This is a genomic window from Azospirillum picis, assembly GCF_017876115.1.
GTDB lineage: Bacteria > Pseudomonadota > Alphaproteobacteria > Azospirillales > Azospirillaceae > Azospirillum > Azospirillum picis.
The window spans coordinates 361,669-382,831 of the sequence record NZ_JAGINO010000003.1; the positions used below are offsets into that span (position 1 = coordinate 361,669).

Sequence of the window (21,163 nt, forward strand, 5' to 3'; positions counted from 1 at the left end):
GCGGCTGCCGGCCTCAGATGTACTCGTCGTCCCGCCGCGGCCGTCCACCCCGGCCACCGGCATCCCGGCCGGCCTGGAACAGCGGCATCAGTTCGCCGAGATGATGGAGTTCGACCGTCTTCAGGCCGTTGTCGCCGCGGCCGCCCTTCCCGCCCGTCCGTCTAGCCGGAAAGATGGCGGAGGAAAAGCCCAGTTTGGCCGCCTCCTTCAGGCGGGTGTCGCTCTGGCCGACCGCCCGCACCTCGCCCGACAGGCCGAGCTCGCCGAACACCACGGCATCGGCGGGAACCGGCTCGCCGGTCAGCGAGGATACCAGCGCCGCGGCGACCGCCAGGTCGGCGGCCGGTTCGGTGATGCGCAGGCCGCCGGCGACGTTCAGGTAGACGTCGTTGGCGCCGATCTGCACGCCGCAGCGCGCCTCCAGCACCGCCAGCACCATGGCGAGCCGCGCCGAATCCCAGCCAACCACCGCCCGGCGCGGCGTGCCGAGCGGCGACGGCGCCACCAGGGCCTGCACCTCGACCAGGACCGGCCGCGTCCCTTCCATGCCGGCGAAGACCGCGGCGCCGGAAACGTCGCCGCGCCGTTCCGCCAGGAACAGGGCCGACGGGTTGGCGACCTCGCCCAGCCCGCCGTCGCCCATCTCGAACACGCCGATCTCGTCGGTCGGGCCGAAGCGGTTCTTCACGGCGCGCAGGATGCGGAACTGGTGCCCGCGCTCGCCTTCGAAATAGAGGACCGTGTCCACCATGTGCTCCAGCACGCGGGGACCGGCGATCATGCCTTCCTTGGTGACGTGGCCGACCAGCAGCAGAACGACGCCGCGCCGCTTGGCCGCGCGGATCAGCTCCTGCGCGCTGGCGCGGACCTGGGCGACGGTGCCGGGGGCGCTGTCCAGATTGTCCATGTACATGGTCTGGATCGAGTCGATGACGATCACCTCGGGACCGCGCGGCTCGTCGAGCGACGCCACGATGTCGCGCACGCTTGTCGCGGAGGCGAGATCGACCGGCGCCGCGGCGCAGCCCAGCCGCTGGGCGCGCAGCCGAACCTGGTCGACCGCCTCCTCGCCCGAGACGTAGGCGCAGCGATGGTCCTGCGCCAGCCGCGCCATCGCCTGCAGCAGCAGGGTCGACTTGCCGATGCCGGGATCGCCGCCGATCAGGATGGCGGAACCGGGAACCAGCCCGCCGCCGCAGACGCGGTCGAACTCGGCGATGCCGGTCATGCGGCGGGGCGGCGCCTCGCTGCTGCCCTGCAGGCCGACGAAGTCGATCCGGCGGCCGCGGGCCGATCCCAGCCCCTTGGGGGCGCTGTCGGGCGCCGCTTCCTCGACCAGACTGTTCCATTCGCCGCAGGCATCGCATCGTCCCGCCCATTTGGGGAAGGAAGCGCCGCAGGCTTGGCAGACATAACGGGTGGTAGGCTTCGCCAAAGGTCTGGTAGTCCGATGGGGATAGGTCCCGCCACATATAGCAAGCCACCCCGGCGAATCCTATGCTCTGCGGCGCAAAAGGCGGGGGCTTTTTTCGGCCGTCCCCCATGCTACCTTGTCGGTCACCCCCACCCCTGCCCTCCGGCCGGGCGCGGGAGGCCGAGAAGGTTGAGGTTTTCGTGACGGATGACGTGGTGATGGACAAGGAAGGCAAGCGCATCGTCCTGCATGGCCCCGAAGGGTTCGAGGCGATGCGCAAGGCAGGACGGCTGGCCGCCGAGACGCTGGACTACATCGGTCCCTTCGTGACGCCGGGCGTCAGCACGGGCCGGCTCGACAAGTTGATCGAGGAGTTCCAGCGCGACCGTGGCGGCATTCCCGCCACCCTGGGCTACCACGGCTATCCGGCGTCGAGCTGCATCTCGCCCAACCACGTGGTCAATCACGGCATCCCCAGCGACGACAAGAAGCTGGTGGAGGGCGACATCGTCAACATCGACGTCACCGTGATCCTCGACGGCTGGTACGGCGACAGCAGCCGCATGTATTTCGTCGGCGGGAAGATCGGGGTGAAGGCGCGCAAGCTGGTCGACCTCACCTACCGCTGCATGATGGCCGGGATCGCCCAGGCCAAGCCCGGCAACCATCTCGGCGACATCGGCCACGCCATCCAGACGATGGCGGAGGCTGCACGCTGCTCGGTGGTGCGCGACTTCGGCGGCCATGGCATCGGCCAGGTGTTCCACGACGCGCCGCACGTCGACCATTACGGCAAGCCGGGCACCGGGGTGGAGCTGCGGCCCGGCATGGTCTTCACCGTGGAGCCGATGATCAATGCCGGCCGCCACGAGGTGAAGATCCTGTCCGACGGCTGGACGACGGTCACCCGCGACCGCTCGCTGTCGGCCCAGTTCGAGCACCAGATCGGCATCACCGAGGACGGCTGCGAGATCTTCACCCTCTCCCCGGCCGGCTACACCCAGCCGCCCTACGGCGACGCCGCATGAGCGACGAGCTGAAGCCCTGGACGGTGCTGGACAGCCGCGAGCTGCTCGACGCCAGCCCCTACCTGAAACTTCGCGCAGAGACGGTGCGCCTGCCCGACGGCCGCACCGTCGACGGCTTCTATCAGCTCGACCAGCCGGACTTTGCCCTGATGTTCGTCGAGACCGAGGACGGGCGGGTGGTGATGCTGCGGACCTACAAGCATGGTCCCCGCCGCGTCAGCCTGACCTTCCCGGCCGGCGCCATCGAACCCGGCGAGGAGCCGCTGGACGCCGCCAAACGCGAGCTGCTGGAGGAGACCGGCTATGCCGCCGACGACTGGACGCCGCTCGGCGGCTACGTGGTCGGCGCCAACATCCGCGGCAGCACCTGCCACATGTTCCACGCCAGGGGCGCCCGCAAGGTCGCCGAGCCGGACAACGGCGACCTGGAGGACATGCGGATCGAGCTTCACACCATCGGCGGGCTGATCGAGGCCGCCGCCAATGGCGACTATGCGGTGCTGCCGGTGATCGGCATGCTGGGCGTGGCGCTGGCGCCGGCGCTGCGCGATGGCCTGGCCATGGCGGCACGGAAGGCGCGATGATGAGCGGCCCTCATTCCCTCAACGCCGAGCGGCTGATCGGATTGCTGGGTCTGCGACCGCATCCGGAGGGCGGCTGCTACGTCGAGACCTACCGGGCTCCCGCGGACGGGCGCGGCGCCGTCACGGCGATCTACTTCCTGCTGCGGACCGGAGAGCAATCGCGCTGGCACACGGTCGATGCCGTGGAGATCTGGCTTTGGCACGGCGGCGCGCCGCTGGAGCTGTCCGTCTATGACGAGGCGGCCGGCGACGGCATCGAACGGCACCGGCTGGGGCTGGACATCGAAGGCGGCGAGCGGCCGCAGGCGGTGGTGCCAGTCGGCGCCTGGCAGTCGGCGCGCAGCCTGGGCGACTGGTCCCTGGTGAGCTGTACGGTGGCGCCGGCCTTTGAATTCGCGGGATTCAGGATGGCGCCCGAGGGGTGGGAACCGCTGGCAGGCGGATAGCCGTCACTCCCTCCCTGACCCTCCCCCGCTCTCGGCCGACCGAAGGTCGGTCCGATCGCGGGGGAGGGAAGAAAATGCCTTCCTCCGCTCAGCGGGGGAAGGAGGGATCCATGCGGAGCATGGGGAGGATGGGGGCGTCGTCAGCCGCGGCTCAGCCAGTGCCCCTCCCCTCAGTCGTCCGCGTAGGGGTTCTTGCCCTTGCGAAGCAGCAGGCGCACCGGCACACCCGGCATGTCGAAGCTTTCGCGCAGGTGGGTGGTCAGGTAGCGCTGGTAGCTCTCCGGCAGGTCGAGCGGCTTGTTCACGAACAGAGCGAAGGTGGGCGGCCGCGTCTTCACCTGGGTGACGTAGCGGATCTTCACCCGGCGGCCCTCGATCAGGGGCGGCGGATGATGATCGAGGACGCCCTCGATCCAGCGGTTGAGCTGTGCGGTCGGGATGCGGCGGTTCCAGACGGCGTAGGTTTCCAGCACGCCGTCCAGCAGCGTGTCCAGCTTGTGCCCCTTCAGCGCCGAAATGGTGACGACCTTCACGCCCTTGATGTAGCCCAGCGCCGCCTGCAGCTTGTCCTCGACCTGCCGCAGGGCCATGGCGCGGTCTTCCACCGCATCCCACTTGTTGACGGCGATGACGAGCGCGCGGCCTTCGGAGATCACCAGCCGGGCGATGGTGAGGTCCTGCTTGTCCAGGATGGCGCCGGCATCGACCACCAGCACCACCACGTTGGCCATGCGGATGACGCGCAGGCTGTCGGCGACGGCAAGCTTTTCCACCTTCTCGTCGACGCGGGCGCGGCGGCGCATGCCGGCGGTGTCCACCAGCTTGAAGCGCCGGTCGCGCCATTCCCAGTCGACGGCGATGGCGTCGCGCGTCATGCCGGCCTCCGGGCCGGTCAGCACCCGGTCCTCGCCGAGCAGGCTGTTCAGCAGCGTCGACTTGCCGACGTTCGGGCGGCCGACGATCGCGATCTGGATCGGCTTGCTGCGGTCCTCTTCCGGCTCCGGCTGGTCGCCGATCGGGATGCTCGGGTCGAAGCCGGCATCGGCCTCCTCCTCGCCCTCGCCCTCCTCGGGCGGCGCGTAGGGCAGCAGGGCCTCGACCAGGTCGGCCATGCCCTCACCATGCTCGGCCGACAGTGGGATCGGATCGCCCAGGCCCAGTTCGTAGGATTCGAACAAGCCGGGCTGGCTGGCCTTGCCCTCGGTCTTGTTGGCGACCAGAAGGACCGGGGTCTTGCCCTTGCGCAGCAGAGTGGCGAAGTGCCGGTCGAGCGGCGTCACGCCGGCGCGGGCGTCGATGATGAACAGCGCGACGTCGGCGCGGGCGAGCGCCTGCTCGGTCTGGCGGCGCATGCGCGCCTCCAGGCTGTCGTCGGTGACATCCTCCAGGCCGGCGGTATCGACCACCGTGAAGGAGAGGCCGCCGACATGGGCCGGGGCCGAGCGCCAGTCACGGGTGACGCCCGGCGTATCGTCCACCAGGGCCAGCTTCTTGCCGGCCAGACGGTTGAACAGGGTCGATTTGCCGACATTCGGCCGACCGACGAGGACCACGGTGAACGACATGGGGCCGAAGGCCTTTCACAACAGACAGAGATAATCCGCGATCAGCGGAACGCGACCAGCGTTCCGTTGTCGCACAGCACATAGAGAGTGTTGTTTGCCGCGACCGGCGGCAAGTAGGACGATGTCGGAAGCGAGCGGGTCACCTCCACCCTGCCGTCCGCCGGCGACAGGCCGAGCAGCTTGCCGTCGGAGCTGGCAACCCACAGCCGGCTGCCGGCCAGGACCGGGCCCGACCAGACGATCGGCCCCTTCTTGTCCTCGGGATCCTTGAAACGGTCGAGTTGGGACACCCAGCGGATGCGTCCGGTCTGGCGGGCGACCGCCACCAGTTCCTGGTCGTTGGTCACGACGAACAGGAAGTCGCCGGCCGCCCAGGGAGTCTGGACTCCGCCGATCTCGGTTTCCCAGATGCGGCTGCCGATCCGCTCGTCGATCGCGACCATGCGGCCGGAATGGCCGATGGCATAGACGACGCCGCGGTCGATCACCGGCAGGCCACGGATATCGGCGAGATTGCTCAGCGCCCCGGTGCGCCGGACCGCCGCCAGGCTTTCCTGCCAGCCGACGCGGCCGTTCTCCGGCCGCAGGCCGTAGAGCTCGCCGGACGAATAGGGTGCCACCACCAGCGTCGACGTCGCCGCCGGGCTGGCGGCACCCAGGAGGCCCGCGGTCTCCAGGATGCCCTGGTGCGACCACTGCACAGCGCCGTCATCGACGGACAGGGCGACGAGCTGGTTGTCCAGCGTCACCACCATGACGCGCCCGCCCGAAACCGTCGGGGCGCCGCGCACCGGACCGGCGATCCGCTTGCGCCACAGCACCTTGCCGCTGCCGGCTTCCAGCGCCAGCACCTCGGCAAAGCCGGTGGCGGCATAGACGCGGCCGTCGGCATAGGCGACGCCGCCGCCGGTGGCCGACCCCCGCTCCTGCTCCGGCCGGGTGTCGACCCGCCACAGCGACTGGCCGTTGCGCTCGTTGAAGGCCGACACATGGGAATCGGCGTCCATGGCGTAGATGCGCCCATCGGCGATCACCGGCGTGGCGAGCAGCGCACGCGAGCTGCTGGAGCCGGCGCCGACATCCGTCCGCCACGCTTCCGCCGGGTTCGCCGACAGGGCGAGGTTCCCCATGGCATGCTCCGGCGTGCCGCCGGGTTGCGCCCAGGCGGCGTTGGCCGCCTGCTCCGGCACCACCACCGAGACGGAGGCGAGCTGCGGATCGGGTTCCACCTTGCGCTCGCGCTGCAGGATGGAGACGCGGTTTCCCGGCAGGGGCGGTTCGGGCGTCTTGCCGAACCAGTCGCCGACGGTGTCGCAGCCGCCGAGCAGCAGCGCCAGGAGCGAACCCGACACGAGAGCGGCGCGGCGGATGGTGCGGGCGGTGGTCGCGGTCGCCGCGCTGGCGGCGGGCAGCCGGGTGACAGCCTTCTGAGTGGTCATGGCCTTGGATCAGCCCTTGCCGTAGAGGGACGCGAGGTCGGCGGCGCGGGTCCGCAGGCCGGATGGCGTCTGGGGATCGTCGGCCAACTGCTTGTAGAGCGTGCCGGCCTTTTCGGTGTCGCCGGAGCGGACCGCCAGCAGCGCGGTCAGTTCCCGCGCGCTGAAGCGCCAGGGGCTGGCGTCGGCGGTCAGCGGCTGCAACTGCGCCGAGAGCTGCGCGGGGTCGCCGCTTTCGGTGCGCTGCATGGCGGCAAGCAGCGTGGCGAGATCGCGGTAGGCGGCCGGGACCCCGGCGTTGCGGGCGATGCCGTCATAGATCGTCGCGGCTTCGGCCGCCTTGTTCTGGCGGATCAGCAGGGCCGCGGCATTGAACTGGGCAACGGCGGCCAGGCTGGGATCGGCCGTTCCGGCAAAGGCCGCCAGCGCGTCCACGCCCTTTTCCGGCCCCTGGGCCGTCTGGGAGAGGGCGGCGACCAGGGCGGCGGTCTGCTCCTGCCGCTTCTGCTCCTTCCAGTGGCGCCAGAAGCTGTAGCCGCCGGTACCGGCAACCACCAGCACGACGGCAGCGATCATGGCGCCGCCATACTTCTTGAAAAGCTGCTCCGCGCGGTCCCGGCGCAGATCCTCGTCGACTTCGCGGAAAATATCGCTCATGGCGCTGCGGTGGCGTCCCTGCGGTGGCATCGTCGCGCATGGCCCGCGAGCGGGCGGCGCTGATCGGTCGGTTCGCGCGGATCGGTCCGGCCGGTTGGCCGGCGGACGGCCCGCGCAGGATCAAGAGGGGCGGATAGCATCGCCCCGCCCGCGCGGTCAAGAGCAAGGGCGTCGCGGCCGCCGCCGGAGCCGGACTTTGATGGCCTTTTCCGGAGGCGGGCGCCACCGGCAGGCGGCGACGGCGTGCAGGTGGAAACGACTGCGGGCTGCGGAGGGCATCCCTCCGCAGCCCGCATTACGCCCAGGCTGTCGCCGGGTTCGTCGCGATCGATGGCATGTGGCCCGGATCAGGTCGATCTGGATCAGGCCGATCTGGATCAGGCCGACATGGCCGCGGCGGCGATGACCGCCTGGGTCCGGTTCTTCACGCCGAGCGACTTGAAGATCGCCGTCACGTGGATCTTCACCGTGCCCTCGGACAGACCCAGCTCATAGGCGATCTGCTTGTTCGACTTGCCCAGCCGTAGGCATTCCAGCACCTCGCGCTGGCGCTGGGTCAGTCCGTAGCCGGCATTCCGGTCGGAAACCTCGCTCGCCCGGCGGCGCGGCGCGGCATCCATGGATGCGGTGAGCGCGCCCGGCGGCAGGTAGATGCCGCCCGAGAACACGAGGTTCAGGGCACCCATCATCACCTTGACGCTGCTCGATTTCGGGATGTAGCCGGTCGCGCCGTGGTCGAGGGCGCCGCGGATGTCGCCCAGCGCTTCGGATGCGGAGATCACCACCACCGGCACGCCCGGCTGCAGCGCCTGGATTTCGCGCAGCCCGTCGAAGCCCGGCCAGCTCGGCATGTGCAGGTCCATCAGGATGATATCGAACGTGCCGCTGGTCCGGCAGTGGTCCAGCACTTCGTCGAACGTCCCGGCCTCTACGAAGGTGGAGTCACCCTGCAACTGTTCGAGCAACCGCCGCAGGCCTTCCCGGAACAGCAGATGGTCGTCTCCGATCAGAATCTTCATGGTCCCCGTCATCCTCGCTCGCCGGCCCCGTCGGGGCTCCTGATCCATTCTCGCCCGATGCGCCCCCGCGGCACCCGGGTCATACCACGCGCCTCGATTGTATCGAGTCTTCTGCTTGGTGGTCGACTGCACGCCATCGGCCTTACTTCAGCCCGGCCTTAAGGCCGTGTTCCGTAGTTGGCCGCTCTTCACTGTCTTGGGTACCTGATACCACGATCGGAAGAGCACATGTATCCGGACAAGGGCCATAGGTCATTTGAGGCCGGCATCTTCATGCGAAATGCCATTGGTCATGCGACACACAAGCATTGTCTCCGACGAAGGTCATAGATGGCTCTACGGTCGCGAAGGGAGTTATGAGATACAGCCATTGGAATCATTCGAAATGGCGCCTGTTGTCTCCATCAGGAACGGGAAATTTCTTGGAACCTTGCCATCTTTGCGACGTTCGTGTGGCAGGGACTCGGATAATCCCGAATCGACCGCGCGAACGGGGAAGGAAAAGCGGCGACCAAACCGATCGGGTCACTCTGAAGGATGCCTGTACCAACGCGCATTCCCGTGTGACCCGTCCAGCACACATCATTCCATAGGTGTTACCGTTCCGAAACCTAAGGCGACCTACAAGGAGACGGCAAGCGATCTTGGCTTATCATCCATCGCCTGATTTACGCGGAGCACGGTTCATTTCTAAATCAGCCGGTGCAACCAGGATTTCCCTCCGGCGGTTTTCCACCAGGGGAATATGCAGTTGTTCTGAAATACTTCGATACCTGTGCAGGATTTTCCTCAACGTGCCTTTCGACCACGTGCCTGGGCCAACCGGCCGGCTTCATTTCAACCCTTTGACGCAGGCGGCGATGCCCCCAGCAGGGCCGGCCGTGGATGCCTCCTCCAGACAGAGCTGACCCATGCACACACACCATGAGTACGCCAATGAGAAAGCATCTCACCAGACCCGCAACGCGGTGACTCCCATGCATGTCTGCCTGATCCTCGACAACAATGCGCTCACCGAGACGGTGGTGCAGCAGCTCGACCGCGGCGGGCGTCACCGGGTCACGGTGCTGCACGACATCGGCGAGCTGACCCAGAGCGCATTGACGCCGGACGCCATTCTGATCGGCCTTCAGCAGTTCACCGCGCTGCGCGAGAACGAGCCGATGGTCTATCTCCGGCTGTCCCGCCGGTCGCGGATCGTCGTGGTGCTGTCCTCGCGCGAGCTGCTGGACGCCGCCCACATCCTGGCCTTCGCCGATGCATGGGTCTTCGAGGATCTCAATGTCGACCGCATCAACGAGCTGCTGGACCTCGGGCTGGAAGGCCATTGCCTGATGCCCAAGCAGTTCCTGTCGCGCCTCGGGGTCGACGAGATCCGCCTGACGCTGCTGCCGCGGTTGTCCGATCCCGAATTCGAGACCCTTCGCCTGCTTGGAGAAGGGATGAACAACCGCACCATCGCCAACGCGCTCGACCTCTCGGAGGCGGTCATCAAGTCGATGGTGCGCAGCGTGCTGTCCAAACTGCATTTCCGCAACCGCACGGAAGCCGGCGTCTTCGCCGCGCGGCAACAGGGGGCTCTGGAGCAGGCGCGTTCGGGCATGACGCCGCCCCACATGCACGCCGCCCAGCAGCGCCGCGCCGGGCTGTGAGACCGCGCTTCACCCGGTGACGCGATGCGGGGGCGCCGTCTGCCCGAAACGGCCGGGGCGAGCGTTAAACGGCGACGGAAGACCGAGCCGGCCGAACAACAGCGTACCGCCTCCCCCTACGGCGTCCGCCTCCCCCAGGGCGGCGCCCGGGCGGGATGCGTCGAGCCGGCGGACGCCCGTCCGCCCTCCGCTTCCCTCCACCCTGCGGAAAGCGTCCGTCCGATAGCGCGGGATGTGCCAACAGCCCACGGCCCCGGCCGCTGTCCTGACGGCACGCACCAGAATATGCATCAGGTCGTCGGTGCCGTGGGTGAGTTCCGAAGCGCCTCGGCGCTGTTCGTCCGCGCGCCGTTCCGCGACGCTCGCCTCGCGCGACACCTCGTCGATGCGGACAGAGACGTCGATGGCAGCCGCCGCGGTCCTGCAGATCGCCCCGCCTTCATGATGGCGACATGGGGGATGCCGACCAGTGGCATTGCTCAGAACAGTCGTGCGCCGTCCGGCACCGATCGGTCCGGCCCGACGAGCACCACCGCACCGTCGGCATCGGGAAGTCCCAGGCAAAGGACCTCGCTGGTAAACGGCCCGATTCTCTTCGCAGGGAAATTGACGACCGCCAGCACCTGCCGGCCCACCAGGTCATCGGCGGCATAGTGGCTGGTGATCTGGGCGGAACTGCGCCGGGTCCCGATCTCGCCCCCGAAATCGATGGTCAGCTTGTAGGCCGGCTTGCGCGCCTCGGGGAAAGGCTCGGCGGCGCGGATGGTGCCGACGCGGATGTCGACCTTGGTAAAGTCGTCGTAGCTGATGGTCATCGCAGGCTCCGTCCGGTTGAAACGTTGCCGGCAAGGTAGCGCGTGCCGCCGCCCACCGGAACCCGGCGTCTCGCGATCAGCAAAACAGAAAGGGGCCGCCGATGGCGACCCCCAGCCCCTGAGGCCGCGCGAGGAGCGCGAACCCCCGGTATGCGGACTCTCTTACTTCTGCACCTTGGCGATGGCGACCTTGATCTCGTCCAGGCTCTCCGAAACGCGCTTGGCCAGAATGTCGGCCGCTTCGGTGTTGGACTTGGCGACCATCTCGGTCAGCTCACGGATGTTGGCCAGCGACCTCTCAAAGGCGGTCTTGACGAGATCGGCCTGCTTGGCGGCCTTCTCCTCCGGCGTGCCGGCGACGGTCAGTTCGCCGACGGCGCGGTTGACGTCCTCGGTGACGGTGCGCAGGACCTCGGCCTGGCGGCGCAGGACGGCCTGGAAACCCTCATAGGCAAGCTGGTTGGCGGCGGTGACCGCCTCGATGTTCTTGCGCTGGCTGGCGATGATGGACTCGACATCCAGGCCCGGCATCTTCAAGTCACCCATCAGCTTGGACGGATCGAACTCGAGGAAGGGGTTACCGCTCATCTTGGCCATGTTTCTCATCCCCAAATCGGTGATTGGGCCCGCTTGCTGTCCGGGCATGTTGCGGCGCAACATTCAGAGGGCGACTATGCAGAGTGCTGAAAACTTAGTCAACGCGGTTTTGGCGCCGCAGCATAGCCCTGACGGGAGCAGCGGCGTCGCTCCCGGATCAAGCGGCTGAGGCCGTGGGATTTTCCGCCGCAGCCCGCCGCCTGCCGGTCCAGCGGCAGAAGGTCGCGCCCCAGCGCTCGGCACCGCGCAGGGCGTTGTCGAGCGCGGCCATCGTCCGGGACAGGTCGGCGCTGTCGTCGTCGAGGAAGACGCGCATCACCCGCGCATGGACCGTGCCGAGCCCGGCGACCAGCGCGGCGCCGCCGCGGCGGTCGGGATCGATGCCGGCGGCACGCAGCATCCAGGCCATGGAGCGGCCGAAACTGCAGGAGAAGGCCAGCGAGGTCACCGGCTCGGTCGGAAGATCGCGGATCACCGCACGCAATCCCTCGCGGTACGGGCGCAACGCATCGAACCGCCGCATCATCACGTCGAACAGCCTGTCGCGCTCCGCCTCCGCCGGATCGGGCGTCAGGTCGGCGGCCAGCACCGTGGCGTCGGCCACGCGCGAGACGGCCGCCAGCAGGTCGGCCCGCCCACGGAAGCGGTGATGGAATCGTGACAGCGGCACGCCTGCGGCCTTGGCGACGTCAAGCAGGCCGACGCGTCGCCAGCCCTTCTCGGCCGCCAGCCGCATCGCCGCCGCCGCGACCGTGCGGTCCAGGGCGTCCGGATCCAGCGGATCGGTGCGGAAGCTGCTGTCTTCGGGCGTATCGGACATCGCACCACCTCACACGATAGGAAACCGCTTCATAAGGTGGTGTGTCCGTGGCCGCGCGTCACCCGCAAGGCCGACAATAAGGCATCAGGCCTTGCGCAGGGTCGCGACCCGGCCGCCCGTCATGCTGGCGAGGTCGGCGGGCGTCAGGCGGAACACGGCATTGGGCGTGCCGGCGGCGGCCCAGATCACCTCCAGCCGCATCAGGTCCTCGTCGATCAGCACCAGCGGCGGCACCGCGTGGCCGATCGGGGAAACGCCGCCGATGGCGAACCCGGTCGCCTCGCGGACGAAATCGGGATCGGCCCGCTCGATCCTCTCGCCGATCAGGCGGCCGACCGCCTTCTCGTCGACCCGGTTCGCGCCGCTGGCAACCACCAGCACCGGCCTGCCGGTCTCCCGCGCACGGAAGATCAGGGACTTGGCGATCTGCGCGACACTGCAGCCGACGGCCGCCGCAGCCTCCTCCGAGGTGCGGGTGCTGCCCTGGTGCTCGACGACGCGGTGGCCGAGGCCAATCGCATCCAGCAGGTCCTGGACGCGCTGCGCCGAGGGGCTCAGTCCCGTCATCCCGTCCTCCGTCCTTGGCCGCTTGGCCGCTCCTTCGCTGGCGCCCTGCCGCTCTCAGCCGGCCAGTTCACGCGACCGACGCGCGGCGGCGGCGATGGCGGCGGTCATCACCGGCTGCATCCCGTCCGCGGCCATCAGCACTTCGAGTGCGGCCTGGGTGGTGCCGTTCGGGCTGGTCACCGCCTTGCGCAGGTCGGCAGCCTGCTGCGGCGAGGCATCGAGCAGCGCGCCGGCGCCGGACACGGTGGCGCGGGCCAGGCGCATCGCCAGATCGGCGGGCAGCCCGGCGGCCTCGCCGGCCTTGGCCATCGCCTCCACCAGGAAGAAGACGTAGGCCGGACCGCTGCCGGACACCGCGGTGACCGGGTCGAGCAGGCCTTCATCCTCGACCCAGGCGACGTCGCCGACGGCCCGCAGCAACCGGTCGGACAGCTCGCGCTGGGCGGCGGTGACGCGGGAATTGGGAACGGCGACCGTCATGCCGCGGCCGATGGCGGCCGGCGTGTTGGGCATGGAGCGGACGACGACCGCCCCCTCCCCCAGCAGCCGCTCGAAATAGGCGATGGTCTTGCCGGCGGCGATCGACAGGAAAACGGTGCCAGGCCGAACGAGGGTACGGTAGGACGGCAGCGCCCCGTCCATCACCTGCGGCTTGACCGCCAGCACGACCACGTCGGGAACGAAGCCGTCCGGCAGCGCGTCGGCGCCGGACGCCAGGGCCACCAGCGGGTTGCCCGCCACCGACTCCGGCAGCCCGGCCTGGTCGACCACGACGACGCGCGACGCCATCCCGGCCGCCAGCCAGCCGTCGAGCATCGCCCCGCCCATCTTCCCGCAGCCCACCAGCAGCAGCGCCGCCCCAGTCCCTTCGGTCATGGCCCGATCGCCCCTTCGCTTACGCTTCGCCCATGGTGTCGAGGATGGCGGCCGACACCGCCTCCGGCGCGGATTTCCCGCCCCAGATCACGAACTGGAAGGCCGGATAGAAGCGCTCGCACTCCGACAGCGCGATCTCCACCAGATCCTCGAGCTGTTCCACCGCCGCCCCGCGCGATCCGCGCAGCAGCATGGTCTGGCGGAACATCGGCGTGTGCTCCTCCGAGCAGACGTCGAAATGCCCCAGCCACATGCGGCCATTGACCTCGGCCAGCAGCTCGGCGACGGCGGTCCGGCGGGCGGCCTGGACCTTCATGTCGAACTGGCAGGAGAACTGCATCGCGCTGACGTCGGGCTGCCAGACGAAATACAGGCGGTAGTCGCACCAGCGCCCGCCGATCTCGACGACCAGCTCATCCTCGCTGGCACGGTCGAACGGCCACTCGTTGGCGGTGACGATCTCCTCGACGACATCGAGCGGGTTGTGGGAGGGGGTGGTGGTTTCGACGGCGACTGCCGACATGTCAGCGTCCTCCTATGAAGGCGCAATGGGCGGTACCGTGCGGCCGGGCGGGTTGTAGGGCTTACCCGGGCCAATACCCTGGGAAATGGAGAAAAGGCGGCTGCAAGCCGCCGATGCGGCCGCGGCTTACGGCTGCATGAGCGGCTGCATCGGCGCGGCGGCGCCGGCCGGAAGGACGGTCAGGACGCGGAAACGCCCGCGCTGCCGCTGCCTTCGGTCCCTTGCGGCCGCGTCTGGCCCTCGACCGCTTGGCCTTCGACCTTGGCCGGCAGGCCGGGTTCGGGGACCGGAACCGGCACACGGGCGGCGGTCAGCGACGCGACGGTGGCCTCCAGTGCGGCCAGCCGCTCGGCCATCGCCTCCTGCTCCTCGCGCGCCTTGGCGGCCATCGCACGGACAGCCTCGTGCTCTTCGCGGCTGACCACGTCCATCCGCGACAGCACGCGCTCGAGTTGGGCACGAAGCTGGCCCTCGGCCTCTTCGCGCAAGGACGAAAAGGCGCCGAGCGCGCCACCCGCCACACGGGCGAGATCGTCCAGAATCCTATTATCCACCTGCATCGGCTCTGACTTCCGGTTACCGTCCCGTCATTATGGACGGCGGGAGCGGCGACTTCAACGCCCTTGGCCGTCCGCCCCCCGACGAAACTGGGCATCCGCAGCATGCCGGCGCCAGGACCGGGTGCGCCGTCAGGGCCTTGCGGCATCCTGGCCGAAACGCTCCCGCAGGGCCGCGAGGTCGAGGGTCTGGGTCGGGGCGTCCCACGGCCCGGCCATGCGCAGGGTCAGCGGCGGCAGGACGCCACCGGCCTTGACGGTCACCGCCAGCCCCAGGTCGACGCGCTCGTCGGGAAGCGAGATGGTCCCGGTCAGCGTCCCGTCGGCGGGAGCGGTGGTCAGCCGGGCGCCGTCCACACGGACGACGCCGCCGTCGATGGTGAAGCGGCCGTCCAGCCGGTCCAGCTTCGTCTCCCCGCCCTGAAGGGCGCCGGCCACGGCCCCCACCACGTCCTGCGTCCGCTCGGCCGCCGACAGGCGGCCACGCAGGGCGGCGAGGTCGATGCCGCGCAGCACGCCGCCGGTGGCGACGGCACGGCCGCGCCCCTGCAGGCTCTGCACCAGGGCCTTGCCGTGGCCACGCCCGGACAGGGCCATGTCGAGATCCAGCGCCCCGCCCTCCAGCCCCATGCCGCCGATGCCCGACAGCGCGGAGCCGAGCGCCGCCTTGATCACCGTGACGTCGGCGTCGATGGCCGGCTCCTGGCCCTGCGGGGCGGACAGCCGGCCGGTCATGCCGATCTGGCCGCCCTGCCATTCCCCGTCGAGTTGCTCCAGCGTCGCGGTCCCGCCGGCCAGCGTCATGCGCAACGCCGGCCGCTGCAGGCGCTGGCCGCCGAGCGTCAGCGAGGTCGAGGTGAGCGCCAGGCGCCCGTCCATCCAGCGCAGCCAACCGAGATCGGCCAGCGCGTCGGCCAGCGCATCCGGGGACGAGCCGGCCGCCGCACCGGGCATGCCGGGCTGGCCCGGCCGCTGGACGCCGTCCCCGACCAGCGGGGCGTTGCGCAGCCGGTCGAAATCGAGGTCGCCGGTCTGGAGCTCGGCCTCGAAGGCCGGGCGCTCGCCCCGGCGGTCGAGCAGCAGCTTGCCGCGCACGGGCACGCCGGCCAGCAGCCCCTGGATGTTGCCGAGCGTCGGCGACACCGCCGTTCCGGTCAGCTCGCCGTAGAGGTCGAGCGACCCGAACGCCCGTGCGAGCCCGCCGTCGGCGAACAGCGCGGCGACCCGTCCCGGCTCGGGATGGATCACGCGCAGCTTCAGGTCGGCGCTCGGCTTGCGGTCGATGGCGAGGATGGCGCCTCCGGCCTCGATGCTGCCGCCCAGCAGCCCCGCCGTCGCCTCGACGGCCATGCGGTCGCCGTCGCCGGCCAGCCGGGCCTTGGCACTGAGGGCGCCGAGCCGCTCCGGCGCCGGCAGCCCCGGCGGCCAGGCGACGGCGCGGGGCAGCCCGCCCAGGGACTCCGCCTCGGCGGTCAGCGACAGGTTGACCCCCTTCAGCGGCGACAGGCTGGCGATCTGGCCGTCGAGCCGCGCGTTCAGACCGGCGACATCCTCCACCTTCGCCTCGCGCACGGTCAGCGCGCCGCCCGCGATGGTGGCGTCCAGATGCATGCCCTTCACCGGCAGGCCCCCGGCCGTGAGCTGCCCGACGCTCAGGTCCAGGTTCGCGTCCGCCACGCCGAGCAGGCGTTGCGCCGACAGGCCCGAATCGGTGGTCGTCGTGCCGCTGCGCGGGCCGCGCGGCGCGGTGACCTGGGCGGGAGCCTGGGTGGGGGACTGGGCCGGCTGGCCGGCCGTGCCCTGCCCCGGCTGGCCGGTCCCGGCTGCTGCCGTCTGGTCGCCCGGCAGGTAGCCGTCGAGGTTGAGGCGGTCGAGCTCCAGCCTGGCCCCGAAGGCCGGCCGGCCGCGATCGACATAGGCGACGGCGCCGCTGAGGCGGCTGCTGTCGAAGCGGAAGTCGAGCCCGGACAGCTCGAACCGGTCGGCATGGCCCTGCAGCCGCGCCGACAGCGAGGCGCGGCGCAGGCGGTCGGCGGGGATCGCCGCCATGTCGAGCTTCGCCCACTCCAGCACCGCCCTCAAATTGTCGGCGTTCGCCTCCATCCGAAGGTCGACGGTGGGCTGGCCGCCCGGGGCGGTGACCTCTCCAGCCGCGACGAAGTCCGAGCCGCCGGGCAGCAGCGCGCTGATGCGGTCGATGTTCAGCCGGCCGCCGGACAGGCTGGCTTCGACGCGGCCCTGGCGCACCACGCCGCCGTTGTAGCCCATGGCGTCGATCGCGACGTCCAGCTTGGCCTCGACGCCGGTCGGCAGCACCACCGACGCCGGCGCCAGCCCGGCGGTCGAGCCTGCCGGCGGCGATGCCGGGGTAGAGGTCGACGCCGTGCCGGCCGCCGAGCCGCGCGACAGCCAGGAATCGAGGTCGAGGCGGTTGATCGCCAGCGTCAGTTCGGTGCGCGGGTCTTCCCGCCTGGCGGGATCGCCGACGCGGTAGGTGGCGTTGCCGGTGGCGCGGGTGTCCCCCAGTTGGGCTTCCAGGCCGGAGAAGGTGGCGAGGCTGGTTCCGGCCTCCACCGTCGCCCGCAGGCTGTAGGGCTGGGCCAGCGCCGCCGGAACGCGGGCATCCAGCAGCTTGGCGAAATCGCCGCCCTCCGCCCGCAGGTCGCCCTGCAGCTTCGATTCGGAACCGCCGGTCAGGATACCGGCGAAGCGCAGCGTTGCATCGGTTTGCGGCATCGACAGCGTCGCGCGCACCGGCACCGCCGCGCCCTCGGTGAAGCGGCCGGCGGTCGCCTCGCCGTGCAGCGGCAGCCCGCGCAGCCGGAAATCGCCCTGGAACTGGAAGGGGCCGGTCAGGCTGCCAGCGGCGATCCGGGCGCTCAGCGCCTCCACCGTCTCGGTGCGGCCGTTGCGGTCGTCACGGTAGATGACGGTGCCGTTGTCGATCATCACCTCGTCGAAGCTGACCGCCGACACCAAGTTCTCCGCCGCCCCGAGCCCGTCGTCGGCCCTGGCCCCGGCAATCGCGAGGTCCCAGTTGATCCGGCCGTCCTTCATCACCTCGACCACGAAGGTCGGGTCGACCAGGGTGATGCTCTCGACCTGGATGTGGCCGCCCAGCAGCGGCCCGAGCGCCACCCGGGCGTCGAGCTTCTTCAGCCGCACCATGTCGGCCTCCGCGGCGCCGGGGGCGTTGGCGAGCCGGGCGTCGCGCACCGTCAGCGCCGGGGACGGCAGGAGGGTGAAGCCGACGTCGCCGCGCAGCTCGACCTTGCGGCCGGTCGCCAGCGACATCCGGTCGGCAATCGCGCCCCGGTAGCTGTTCCAGTCGATCAGGCTGGGTGCCGCCAGAAGCAATCCGGCCAGCACCACCAGCCCGGCCAGGGCAACGATCAGAATCTTCTTCACCGGGTTTTTCCGCCTTCCCTGCGACCGGCCTTGTTGTCGGCCGCGCCCCTTTTTCCCATGTCAATGCCGTCGCCGACGCCGATGCCAGCCGCCCGCTCCGGCAACCGGGACGGGACCGTCCGTACCCCGCCCCGCCGGCGGACCGCCGGGGCCATGGATGCGGCTTCGGTACCAACCGGCTTCCGACCGGCCCCATCCTTCGGTAAGCTAGCGCCCGCAGAAGAAACAAGCAATTTGGGCAATCCCACGGCGACTCGACCGCCGGCTCAAATTTTCACCGCCCCGCGGACCGGCCGATGGCGGCCCGCGGCGTCCGATCGCAACAGATCCGCCAACGGAGACCGTGCCATGGGCGACGTGGTCAACCTCAACCGCTTCCGCAAGAGCCGCGACCGGGCCGAACGCACAAAGGAAGCCGACGCGAATCGGGTCCGATTCGGCCGCACCAAGGCCGAGAAGGACCGTGACCGGCTGGAGGCCGACCGGCGGGCCAGGACCCTGGACGGACAGAAGCTGGACGACCCGGCCTGAGAGCGGCTGCGGGCGCATGTCGGCGGCCCCGGCCGGGATATATGCCGGTTCGGCTTAGGTAAGCGGAAACCGGACTGTTGGTGGGGCCGATCACCGCGATCTTGTGACCATTGGACGTACAAACAGTTAATTATTGCGACGATCACGCCACCTGTGTGAGAGTTTCCCCATGAGCGCCGGCGGGCGCACGCCACGGTGGTCATCAAGGTGGTCTTCACGGTGGTCGCATCGGGTCCCCGATCATAGGGACAGGGCGGCAGGCGGCCATCTTGGGCCACATTCCATGGACTATGGCCATGGCTTATGGGGAGGGCCGTCATCATGGTCGACATGACGTCGTTTCGCGGTTCGGTTGACAAGCCTCAGGCGCATGCCTCCGCAGCGCCGGTTCCCGCCTACCTGCCGTCGATCCGGGTGGTCGAGGCCGACCGGCCCTGGGTCTGGCTGTCCGCCGCCTGGCGCGACATGACCGCGGCCCCCGCCATCAGCGCCGCCTACGGCGCGCTGGCGGTGATTTCCAGCTTCATCCTGGTGGTCGGACTGGCGACGCTGGAGATGGAATATCTCCTGTTGCCGCTCGCCGCCGGCTTCATGCTGATCGGCCCGGTGCTGGCGGTCGGGCTCTATGAAACCAGCCGGCTGCTGGAACTCGGCGAGCGGCCGAGCTTCGGCAAGGTGGCGGCCGCCTACCGGCGCAACGGCGTGCAGATCGCCGGCATCGGCCTGGTCATGATGCTGGCGATGCTGGCCTGGATCCGCGTCGCCTTCCTGATCTTCGCGCTGTTCTTCTCCGGCGAGCCTCCGGCGCTGGACCAGTTGGTCGACCGGATTTTCTTCTCCGCGGAGACGCTTCCCTTCCTGCTGACCGGCACGCTGTTCGGCGGCGTCATCGCCACGGCCGTCTTCTCGGTCGCCGTCGTATCGATCCCCATGCTGCTGGACCGCGACACCGACGTGTTCACCGCGATGGCGACGAGCGTCGCCGTGGTTCGGGCGAACGCCCGTCCCATGCTCACCTGGGCCTTCCTGATCGCCCTGTTCACCAGCGCCGGAATGGTCACCGGCTTCCTCGGCATGGCGCTGGCGCTGCCGCTGATCGGCCACGCGTCGTGGCATTGCTACCGCGACCTCGTGGGCCGCGGCTGATCCATCCGGCGGCTGATCCATCCGGACGATCGCGCCGGCACGGGCAGTGCCAAAGGCAGCGGCAAGGCGGGCGTCCTCCCGGCGGGAGGGCGCCCGCGCCGTTTCCCGGTCATCCCTTCCTGAAGAACGCCTCCGCCGCCGACTTCTGTGCCTCCTTGGCGGCGATGGCGGCCCGTGCCCGCTCGATCTCGGCCTCCAGCGAGGCGATGTAGCCCTGGAGTTCGGCGACCCCCATCACGGTAAGGTCCTTGGGCGCAGGCTTGGCCTTGCGCGGCTCCAGGTCGTCGAAGCGGTCATCGATCGTCATGTCGTCCTCCTGTCGGCCGGATCGGGCGGCCGGCGAGGTCGGAGCCTCGCGCCTTGCCAGTCCCGTGCGATAAACCTACCTTTCCGGGTCGAACGAATCCAACCTGACGGCTTCAGGGCCGCAATCGGCCTACCGGCCTCCGGGCCGCTCCCGGCCTGCCGGCCGCCCCCGGAATGAACGCAAAGAGGGAAAACGCCATGGGCCTCGCCTTGCCGGACAGCATGCGCTGCGTCGAGATCTCCCAGCCCGGGGGACCGGACGTGCTCCAAGCCACCCGCCGCCCGGCGCCCGTTCCCGGTCCGGGCGAGATCCTGGTGGAGGTGGCGGCGGCCGGCGTCAACCGCCCCGACACGCTGCAGCGCCAGGGGCGCTACGACCCGCCGCCCGGCGCCTCGGACCTCCCGGGGCTGGAACTGGCCGGCACCGTCATCGCCATCGGCGAGGGCGTGAGCGGCTGGGCCACCGGCGACCGCGTCTGCGCCCTGGTTGCCGGCGGCGCCTATGCCGAATATTGCGCCGTCCCGGCGGTGCAGGCCCTGCCCGTGCCGGAAGGCCTGACGATGGTCGAGGCGGCGGCCGTGCCGGAAACCTTCTTCACCGTCTGGACCAACGTGTTCGAGCGCGGCGCCCTCCAGCGCGGCGAGACGCTGCTGATCCATGGCGGGTCGAGCGGCATCGGCACCACGGCCATCCAGCTCGCCAAATCCTTCGGCGCCACCGTCTTCACCACCGCCGGCAGCGACGACAAGTGCCGGGCCTGCGAGGATCTCGGTGCCGACCGCGCCATCAACTACAAGACCGAGGACTTCGCCGCGGTGATCCGCGAGGCGACCGGCGGACGCGGCGTCGACGTGGTGCTGGACATGGTCGGCGGAGACTACATCGCCCGCGACGTCGAGGTCATGGCGCCGGACGGCCGCCACGTCTCGATCGCCTTCCTGCAGGGGGCCAAGGTGTCGCTGAACATGTACCCGGTGATGACCAAGCGGCTGACGCTCACCGGGTCCACGCTGCGCGCCCGCCCGGTGCCGGAGAAGGGCCGGATCGCCGCCGCCCTGCGCCAGCAGGTGTGGCCGCTGCTGGCGGCCGGCACCGTCAAGCCGCAGATCCACGCCACCTTCCCGCTGGAGGAGGCTGCCGAAGCCCATCGCCTGATGGAAAGCAGCACCCACATCGGCAAGATCGTGCTGACGGTCGGACCGGACGCCGCCTGAC

Annotated in this window: 21 protein-coding genes; 7 read left to right on the forward strand and 14 right to left on the reverse strand. The window is 69.9% G+C overall.

Annotation, left to right across the window (positions count from 1 at the left end; genetic code table 11):
• Positions 1–13: 13 nt before the first annotated feature.
• Positions 14–1,435 carry a DNA repair protein RadA gene (gene radA / locus J2850_RS06620; RefSeq protein ID WP_209980027.1) on the reverse strand — a complete coding sequence of 474 codons (1,422 nt, stop codon included), beginning with the start codon at positions 1,433–1,435 and terminating at the stop codon, positions 14–16.
• Between the two features lie 197 nt (positions 1,436–1,632).
• Between radA and map the strand changes: the two genes are divergently transcribed.
• From map to J2850_RS06635, 3 genes are read left to right on the forward strand one after another with little or no spacing between them, the layout of a single operon-like run.
• Entirely contained in the window at positions 1,633–2,442 is an 810-nt protein-coding gene (map, locus tag J2850_RS06625; RefSeq protein ID WP_209980233.1) for a type I methionyl aminopeptidase, read from the forward strand.
• The gene (locus J2850_RS06630) at positions 2,439–3,026 is read left to right on the forward strand and encodes an NUDIX hydrolase (protein ID WP_209980029.1); all 588 of its coding nucleotides are present in this window, start codon (positions 2,439–2,441) and stop codon (positions 3,024–3,026) included. The genes map and J2850_RS06630 overlap by 4 nt, the downstream gene beginning before the upstream one ends.
• The gene (locus J2850_RS06635) at positions 3,023–3,472 is read left to right on the forward strand and encodes a cupin domain-containing protein (RefSeq protein ID WP_370878906.1); all 450 of its coding nucleotides are present in this window, start codon (positions 3,023–3,025) and stop codon (positions 3,470–3,472) included. Before J2850_RS06630 ends, J2850_RS06635 begins: the two co-directional genes overlap by 4 nt.
• A gap of 170 nt (positions 3,473–3,642) precedes the next feature.
• Here J2850_RS06635 and der read toward each other — a convergent pair whose 3' ends face one another.
• From der to J2850_RS06655, 4 genes are all read right to left on the reverse strand, one after another.
• Positions 3,643–5,037 (reverse strand): ribosome biogenesis GTPase Der, encoded by a 1,395-nt coding sequence (gene der / locus J2850_RS06640; RefSeq protein WP_209980031.1) that lies wholly within the window; start codon positions 5,035–5,037, stop codon positions 3,643–3,645.
• Between the two features lie 41 nt (positions 5,038–5,078).
• Positions 5,079–6,476: an outer membrane protein assembly factor BamB family protein gene (locus J2850_RS06645; protein WP_209980033.1), complete on the reverse strand. Its 1,398-nt coding sequence runs from the start codon at positions 6,474–6,476 to the stop codon at positions 5,079–5,081.
• Between the two features lie 9 nt (positions 6,477–6,485).
• Positions 6,486–7,130: a tetratricopeptide repeat protein gene (locus J2850_RS06650; RefSeq protein ID WP_209980035.1), complete on the reverse strand. Its 645-nt coding sequence runs from the start codon at positions 7,128–7,130 to the stop codon at positions 6,486–6,488.
• Between the two features lie 377 nt (positions 7,131–7,507).
• Entirely contained in the window at positions 7,508–8,149 is a 642-nt protein-coding gene (locus J2850_RS06655; protein ID WP_209980037.1) for a response regulator transcription factor, read from the reverse strand.
• Between the two features lie 911 nt (positions 8,150–9,060).
• On the opposite strand from J2850_RS06655, the gene J2850_RS06660 reads away from it, so the two are divergent.
• On the forward strand, positions 9,061–9,801 hold the full coding sequence (locus J2850_RS06660) for a response regulator transcription factor (RefSeq protein ID WP_246512849.1): 741 nt from the start codon (positions 9,061–9,063) through the stop codon (positions 9,799–9,801).
• 479 nt (positions 9,802–10,280) lie between these two features.
• On the opposite strand, the gene J2850_RS06665 is transcribed toward J2850_RS06660, so the two are convergent.
• From J2850_RS06665 to J2850_RS06700, 8 genes are all read right to left on the reverse strand, one after another.
• Positions 10,281–10,616, reverse strand: a complete 336-nt coding sequence (locus J2850_RS06665) for a tRNA-binding protein (RefSeq protein WP_209980039.1) — start codon at positions 10,614–10,616, stop codon at positions 10,281–10,283.
• Positions 10,617–10,778: 162 nt separating this feature from the next.
• A complete protein-coding gene (locus J2850_RS06670; protein WP_209980041.1) occupies positions 10,779–11,213 on the reverse strand; it encodes a phasin family protein in 435 nt (144 codons plus the stop codon).
• Positions 11,214–11,370: 157 nt separating this feature from the next.
• A complete protein-coding gene (locus tag J2850_RS06675; protein WP_209980043.1) occupies positions 11,371–12,033 on the reverse strand; it encodes a TetR family transcriptional regulator in 663 nt (220 codons plus the stop codon).
• A gap of 84 nt (positions 12,034–12,117) precedes the next feature.
• Positions 12,118–12,600, reverse strand: a complete 483-nt coding sequence (locus tag J2850_RS06680) for a YbaK/EbsC family protein (protein ID WP_209980044.1) — start codon at positions 12,598–12,600, stop codon at positions 12,118–12,120.
• Positions 12,601–12,654: 54 nt separating this feature from the next.
• On the reverse strand, positions 12,655–13,476 hold the full coding sequence (gene proC / locus J2850_RS06685) for a pyrroline-5-carboxylate reductase (RefSeq protein ID WP_209980046.1): 822 nt from the start codon (positions 13,474–13,476) through the stop codon (positions 12,655–12,657).
• Between the two features lie 19 nt (positions 13,477–13,495).
• Complete coding sequence (locus tag J2850_RS06690; RefSeq protein ID WP_209980049.1) at positions 13,496–13,999, reverse strand: type III secretion system chaperone family protein; 504 nt, start codon at positions 13,997–13,999, stop codon at positions 13,496–13,498.
• A gap of 179 nt (positions 14,000–14,178) precedes the next feature.
• Positions 14,179–14,559: an accessory factor UbiK family protein gene (locus tag J2850_RS06695; RefSeq protein WP_246512850.1), complete on the reverse strand. Its 381-nt coding sequence runs from the start codon at positions 14,557–14,559 to the stop codon at positions 14,179–14,181.
• A gap of 129 nt (positions 14,560–14,688) precedes the next feature.
• A complete protein-coding gene (locus tag J2850_RS06700) occupies positions 14,689–17,964 on the reverse strand; it encodes an AsmA family protein (protein WP_209980052.1) in 3,276 nt (1,091 codons plus the stop codon).
• Positions 17,965–18,312: 348 nt separating this feature from the next.
• Between J2850_RS06700 and J2850_RS06705 the strand changes: the two genes are divergently transcribed.
• Together J2850_RS06705 and J2850_RS06710 are read left to right on the forward strand one after the other, a co-directional pair.
• Positions 18,313–18,495, forward strand: coding sequence for a DUF4169 family protein (locus tag J2850_RS06705; RefSeq protein ID WP_209980053.1), 183 nt, complete (start codon positions 18,313–18,315; stop codon positions 18,493–18,495).
• Positions 18,496–18,816: 321 nt separating this feature from the next.
• The gene (locus J2850_RS06710) at positions 18,817–19,641 is read left to right on the forward strand and encodes a DUF2189 domain-containing protein (protein ID WP_209980056.1); all 825 of its coding nucleotides are present in this window, start codon (positions 18,817–18,819) and stop codon (positions 19,639–19,641) included.
• A 109-nt stretch (positions 19,642–19,750) separates the two neighbouring features.
• On the opposite strand, the gene J2850_RS06715 is transcribed toward J2850_RS06710, so the two are convergent.
• A complete protein-coding gene (locus tag J2850_RS06715) occupies positions 19,751–19,948 on the reverse strand; it encodes a DUF1192 domain-containing protein (RefSeq protein ID WP_209980058.1) in 198 nt (65 codons plus the stop codon).
• Positions 19,949–20,145: 197 nt separating this feature from the next.
• On the opposite strand from J2850_RS06715, the gene J2850_RS06720 reads away from it, so the two are divergent.
• On the forward strand, positions 20,146–21,162 hold the full coding sequence (locus tag J2850_RS06720) for an NAD(P)H-quinone oxidoreductase (protein WP_209980060.1): 1,017 nt from the start codon (positions 20,146–20,148) through the stop codon (positions 21,160–21,162).
• Position 21,163: the final 1 nt, after the last annotated feature.